The organism is Streptomyces sp. NPDC002130 (assembly GCF_040296465.1).
Taxonomy (GTDB): Bacteria; Actinomycetota; Actinomycetes; order Streptomycetales; family Streptomycetaceae; genus Streptomyces.
The window spans coordinates 51,626-57,724 of sequence record NZ_JBEOXI010000016.1 but is presented as its reverse complement, the minus strand read 5'-3'; the positions used below and the strand labels follow the sequence as shown (position 1 = coordinate 57,724).

5 protein-coding genes are annotated in these 6,099 nt (G+C 72.7%); all 5 read right to left on the bottom strand.

Features of this window, described 5'->3' with window-relative positions; translation table 11 throughout:
• Positions 1–428, bottom strand: a 428-nt coding sequence (locus ABT116_RS05165) for a DedA family protein (RefSeq protein WP_351628009.1), incomplete at its 3' end; no start/stop codon positions are given.
• Between the two features lie 290 nt (positions 429–718).
• Positions 719–1,171 carry a DoxX family protein gene (locus ABT116_RS05160; RefSeq protein ID WP_351628006.1) on the bottom strand — a complete coding sequence of 151 codons (453 nt, stop codon included), beginning with the start codon at positions 1,169–1,171 and terminating at the stop codon, positions 719–721.
• An 83-nt stretch (positions 1,172–1,254) separates the two neighbouring features.
• Positions 1,255–3,126, bottom strand: coding sequence for an FAD/NAD(P)-binding protein (locus ABT116_RS05155; protein ID WP_351628026.1), 1,872 nt, complete (start codon positions 3,124–3,126; stop codon positions 1,255–1,257).
• Positions 3,127–3,469: 343 nt separating this feature from the next.
• Positions 3,470–5,107: an alkaline phosphatase D family protein gene (locus tag ABT116_RS05150; RefSeq protein WP_351628003.1), complete on the bottom strand. Its 1,638-nt coding sequence runs from the start codon at positions 5,105–5,107 to the stop codon at positions 3,470–3,472.
• A gap of 78 nt (positions 5,108–5,185) precedes the next feature.
• The gene (locus ABT116_RS05145) at positions 5,186–5,830 is read right to left on the bottom strand and encodes an HNH endonuclease family protein (protein ID WP_351628001.1); all 645 of its coding nucleotides are present in this window, start codon (positions 5,828–5,830) and stop codon (positions 5,186–5,188) included.
• Positions 5,831–6,099 lie beyond the last annotated feature (269 nt).

Here is a 6,099-nt window from a genome sequence, read left to right as displayed (position 1 = left end):
CAGGGCAGGAAGTCACGGGCGCGGCGGTGGGCGGCGCCCGCGCCGAGGGAGACCACCGAACGGCCAGCGGGAGCGAAACGGGCGACGACGACGAGGGCACCGCCGCCCCGGGCGAGAGCAGCGCCGAGACGTTCCTGGGCGGTGGTCAGCCGCCGGGAGCGGGAGATCGCGCGGTCCAGGCGGGCGCCGCCGCGCCAGGCGAGGCGGTAGGCGGCCAGGTCACCCAGGACGGAGGCGGCGGCCGCGCAGAGGGTCAGGGTGAGGATGTCGGGCACGTCGGTCGCGGTGCTCGCTGCCGCCGCCGTGGCCGCCGTGATCACCAGGACACCGCTGGGCAGCACCGGCAGGAACACGTCGAGCAGGACGGACAGAGCCACCACCGCGTAGATCCATGGGCTGCCGATCGGCAACCCCACCTGCTCCAGCACCGCGACTCCCCGTGATTCCCCCGTGGGCCAGACCGTGCCGCGATGGCGCGGGGGGGGGGAGCGGCAGGAGTGGCCATGACAGCCATAGAGCGTACGCCTGGGGTGTGACGGGCGGTTCACGGGGGGCTCATACGTTCGGTGCGGACTGTTCACCTCGCCTCGGCTTGTCCATGGTTGTCGGCATATGTATGCATGCCATCCGCCTTGGGCTTGGCGGCGGGCCGCCGCAGACGAAACGGCGCCTTCCCCGAGGGGAAGGCGCCGCTGTCGTGTCCGGAGGGCCGGGCTGCTCAGGCGACCACCGGGGTCTGGTCCGCGGAGCGCCGCTCCTGCGTCGAGGTGCGCTTGGCCAGCAGCCGGTCCACGCCGAACGCGCCGGATCCGGTGAAGATCAGCAGGAACATGGCCCAGCAGTACATGGCCGCGCCCTCGCCGCTGTTCTCGATCGGCCACAGGCCCTGGGGCTGGTGGACCTTGAAGTACGCGTACGCCATCGCGCCGGACGAGATGAACGCCGCGATGCGGGTGCCGAGGCCCAGCAGCACCAGGATGCCGCCGACGAGCTCGATCACGGCCGCGTACCAGTTGGGCCAGGCGCCGGTCGCGGCGGTGCCGCCCTTGCCGTCCGCGCCGCCGAGGACGCCGAAGAGCGCGACGGCACCGTGGCAGGCGAACAGCAGGCCGACGACGATCCGGAACAGTCCGAGCGCGTACGGCTGGGCGCCGTTGAGGCGAGCGGTCATGTGGGGGGTCTCTCCTTCGGTTGGCCGGCCCTGGGGAGGCCGGTCGGGGACGGATACCGCGGAGTAACCCACGTTAGGTGCGCCTAATTGATGCTTGCAAGTTCAACATTTGGCCATTGCTTTGCCTCCGGCGGGGGCTCGATCTGGGGCTCAGTCGCACGTAGGACGGCTCTGGCCACCGCATCCGCGTCCGAAAGAGTGACCGAATCCACCCCTGGCCGGGCTCCCGCGGCGGTCACCCAGTGCACGCCTTCTGTCGGCACACCGAACGCGAACCGCCGTGTGTGTGCAACTCCTTGACGATCCATCAGGCGATAGGGACGCGGTGTGACGTCCAACCCCCCTGTCTCATAACCGTCGATGGTGTGCGGGCGGCACCGCCCGCTGCGCAGCAGGCCGGCCAGAAGGGCGTCGGCGGTGTGCCGCAGGTCCGGTTCCGGCAGGCGGGCCTCTATGAGGGTTCTCACACGCACGGCCGACCCCGGTACGTCGGGGGAGTGCGCCACCCAGCCCCCGGCCTCGTCCGTCACCCGCAACCGCGGCCCCAGCACCCGCACCACCCCCGCCTCCACCAGCGCCGCGAGTTCCTCGACGCGGCGGCGCGGCGGGCCGATGGACAGGAACGCGTTGAGCGGGGTGTACCAGCGGTCCAGGTGGTCCCGGCGGGAGGCACCGGCCAGACCCCCGTGGTCGACGATCAGCCGCAGTTCGTTGCGCAGGTCGCGCAGCACGTCCAGCGCCGCCTTCAGTGGGCCGTGCACATTGCCCAGAGCGGCCTGCGCGGCGTCCTCGCGCAGATACGACAGCAGCCAGTCGTCCCACTCGCCGGGGTGCCCGAAGTCCCGCCCGGCGTACGGGCGGGAGATCCGCTCCCAGCACCAGCGGTCGCCGTCCGGCACCCCGAACTCCGCGACCAGCGGTGCCTCGCGGGGATCGCCGTGCGGGACGGCGAGGAAGCGGTCCGCGAACTCCCGCTCGCGCCCCGTGCGGGCCGCAGTCCGCCGGATCAGCGCGCCGTAGTAGACCGTCTCCACCTCCTTCGCCACCAGCGGCCATATCTCCGCCAGGAAATCGGGCGCCTCCCCGGAGGCCGCGCGCTTGCGGAACCCGGCGATCACCTCCGGGGTGAGGACGAGCGGGACGTGCCGGCCGTACGGCCCCTTCGCGTTGTCGCCGCGCGCCTGGTACGGGACGCCGCGCCTGGAACCGGCGAAGAGCCGCGGCTCACGGCCGGAGGGCCGGTAGCGCAGGCCGTCGGCGTCCCGTACGAAACGGCCGCCCCGGCCGGTCGTCAGCAGGGCCGTGTGGTCGAAGAAGTTGAGGCCGAGGCCGCGCAGCAGGACGGGCTCGCCCGCAGGGACGGAGGACAGGTCGACGTCGGCCGGGTTGGCGGGCGGGACGTGGCGCAGGCCGTGCCGCGCGGCGTGGGCCGCGTGCCGCAGCAGGTCCGGGCCTGCGGTCCTCGGCAGATGCCCCTGGGCCAGCACCACCGCGGACAGGCCGGTCAGGGTGCGGCCGTCGTCGAGGGTGAGGGCCTGGCGCTCGCCGGGGGAGTCGTCGAGCCGTACCGCGCGGGCCCGGTGCGTCTCGACCCGTACGGATGGCGGCGCCTGCCGTACCACCTCGGCGAACACCCACTCCAGGTAGCGGCCGTAGTCGGCCCGGGTCGGGTACTCGTCCGGGCCCAGTCTGCCGCCCGCCCACTCGTGCAGGCTCGGACCCGGGCGGATCGGACCCGAGCAGTCCACGCTGTCGTCGGTGAACAGGGTCACCTGGCAGGCCACGGTGTTCATCAGCAGCTCGGGCGACTGGGCGGTGCGCCAGACGCGGCCGGGGCCGGGCGGGTCCGGGTCGATCACATGGACCGTCAGCCGGGCGCCGGGCGGCAGGAGTTCCGGGGCGGAGGCACACAGGCGTTCCAGGACGCTGGTGCCGCGTGGCCCGGCGCCGACCAGGGCGACGGAGACACCCGTGCGTCTCGTGGCCGGTCCAGAACCGTCGGCCGGTCCGTGACCATCGGCCGGTCCGTGACCATCGGCCGGTCGGTGACCGTCGGCCGGCACGGCTTCCTCGGTTTCCTGGGTTTCCTCGTGCGACGCAGACAAGGGTGGGACTCCCGGGCGTGGGGGGCGCGTTCGGCGGTCCGCCGGGCAGGAAGCGGACGGTCCGCCTCATCATGCCGCCGCCGGGGAGGGACACCGGGGTTCGTGGGGAAGGATTGACGGTCGCTGTGGGATGCCTCACGAGCATCACGGGACATCCCCGAGCACAGCACGGCAAACGGGTGGAACAGCCGGGTTACGGGGCAAGCTCGGAGTCCAGCAGTGTCGTCAGGCGGGGCCCCGCCCCCTCGCGGGCCTTGGCCTGCTCCAGCCGCAGCCGGGCGGAGCGGCCCCGCATGGTGAGGGTCATGAGCTGGTTGCCGAACCAGGGGCCGCCCGTCTTGCGCCAGCCGACCGGCGGGCTCGGGAGGCGGCCGTGCCGGGCGAGGCCGCGGCCGAGGCCCCGAGCCATCGCGCTCCAGCCGATGCGGAAGGCCAGCCGCATCGACAGCGGCACCGAGTTGTGGACGGGGGAGCAGACGAGCTGCACGACCCGGGCGTCCGGGCCCCGGCCGGGCCACGAGGGCTCGGCGATGTAGGCGTGGTGCACGTCCCCGGACAGCACGCACACCGTCGCCGGTGCGTCCCGACCCGAGCCCGCCTCGGCGATCAGCGCCGCCAGCCCCGCGAAGGACTCGGGGAACGCCGACCAGTGCTCCAGGTCGGCGGCCCGCCGCACTTTCTCCCCCAACCGCGCCCAGCGCTCGCCGCGTTCGCCGCCGCACAGCGCCGCGTTCCACCCCTCGGCGTCGTGCACCAGGTGCGGCAGCAGCCAGGGCAGCGAGGTGCCGATCAGGAGGTGGTCGTAGGCCTCGGGCCTGTCCAGCACCTGCTCGCGCAGCCAGGCGTCCTCGCCCGGGTCGAGCATCGCGCGCTCGTCCTCGGCGAGGACCCGGGCCGCCCGGCTGTCCACCATCACCAGACGTACCCGCCCGAAGTCGCGCCGGTAGCTCCAGCGGGCCGTGGCCGCGTCGGCGTCGGCCCGGGCGGCGAAGGCGCGCAGCGTGTCGGTGCCGTCGGGAGCCTTGCACACCGCCTCGTACACAGGGTCGGCCGCCAGCTCCTCCAGGGAGAGGTTGCCCAGGTGCTGGTGGACCCAGTACGACATCAGGCCGCTCAGCAGCCGCTCCTGCCACCAGCCGGTGGAGCGCATGTCGGCGAGCCAGGAGGCGGAGGTGTTCCAGTCGTCGATCACGTCGTGGTCGTCGAAGATCATGAAACTGGGCACGGTGGACAGCAGCCAGCGGATGCGCGGGTCGAGCCACGACTCGTAGTAGAGGTGGGTGTACTCCTCGTAGTTGGCGACCCCGCTGCCCGGCCCTTCCTTCAGGTCGCGGCGGGCCGCCAGCCAGCGCTGCGTCGAGTCGGAGGTCTCGTCTGCGTACACCTGGTCGCCGAGCAGCAGCAGGACGTGCGGCCGCTCACCCTCGGGGTCGGCCGCGAGACGGGTGGCGAGGGCGTCCAGGGCGTCCGGGCCGACGGGGTCGTCGCCGCCCGCCGGCGGGGAGGCCCAGCGGCACGAGCCGAAGGCCACGTTGAGGTCGCCCTCCGGGCCCGGCGCGTGGATCGCCGAGGGCGGGAAGGGGGAGCCGGGCAGCGGCCACACCCGGGTGCCGTCGAGGAGCACCTCGTACGTCGTGGTCGTACCGGCCGTGAGGCCCGTCACCGGGACAAGCGCGTAGTGGTGGCCCGCGATCTGGAAGCTGCCGGCCGTGCCACCGGCGCCGTCGGCGCAGCGCACCTCGGCGGTGCACGGACGGCTCGTCTCGACCCACACGGTGGCGGACGAGCCGTCGGTGTACCTCAGCAGCGGTCCGAGGCGCAGTGCGCTCATGTCGTTCCCCTCTCCGTCGCCCCGTACGGTACGGAACGACGGAGGTCAGCGGGGAGGTTCCGACACGACATCAGCGTGTCAGCAGCTCGCGAGGTAGTTCTGCAGCGCGGACTTCTCGGCCGAGTCGACCGACAGGCCGTAGTAGTACTTCACCTGCACCCAGGCGCGGACGTAGGTGCAGCGGTACGTCGTCCGGGAGGGCATCCAGGTGGCCGGGTCCTGGTCGCCCTTGGCCTGGTTGACGTTGTCGGTGACCGCGATGAGCTGCGGGCGGGTGAGGTCGTTGGCGAACGACTGGCGGCGGGACGTCGTCCAGGAGTCGGCGCCGGAGTCCCAGGCCTCGGCCAGCGGGACCAGGTGGTCGATGTCGACGTCGGAGGCGGCGGTCCAGGTGGCGCCGTCGTAGACGGAGTACCAGCTGCCGCTGGTGGCGGCGCAGGAGGAGTCCTGCTGGACGTTGGTGCCGTCGCGCTTGAGGACGACCTCGCGGGTGTTGCAGGCGCCGGACTGGGTGATCCAGTGCGGGAAGAGGTCGCGGTCGTAGCCGGTGCGGTCCTCGGGCGCCACGGTGAGCGAGGCGAGGTAGGTGCGGGCGGTGGCGGCGCTCACGGGGGTGGGGAGGGCGGCGGAGGCCGTGGGGGCGTTGAAGAGGGCCACGGAGGATATGAGCGCGGTGGCCGCCGCGGCGAGACTCAGCCGTCGACGCGCGTAGAACCTGGGCATGCGAACTCCCTGGGGAGAGGGGGGTGTTGGCTTGCGAGCGAGGGAATGCTCGCGCTGCCGTGTGACGCACAGATGTGCGTCCGGTGAGAAGTTAGTGACGCGGCCATGACATGACAAGATTCAAGGCGGAACTTTTCACTCCAGGCGCTTCCCGTACCATGGACGGCGCAGAAGGGGAGTAGCTCTTCGCCGGACCGTCGACATACTGCTCAGCCCGCCTGAGCCGGCGCCCGGAGGCCGGTCCTTTCCCGGACCTGCCAGCGAGACCT

What these genes read in the sequence shown, in the direction of transcription:
- ABT116_RS05160 (WP_351628006.1), bottom strand. Translation starts at nt 1,171, where the DNA reads ATGACCGCTCGCCTCAACGGCGCCCAGCCGTACGCGCTCGGACTGTTC.
- ABT116_RS05145 (WP_351628001.1), bottom strand. Translation starts at nt 5,830, where the DNA reads ATGCCCAGGTTCTACGCGCGTCGACGGCTGAGTCTCGCCGCGGCGGCC.
- ABT116_RS05150 (WP_351628003.1), bottom strand. Translation starts at nt 5,107, where the DNA reads ATGAGCGCACTGCGCCTCGGACCGCTGCTGAGGTACACCGACGGCTCG.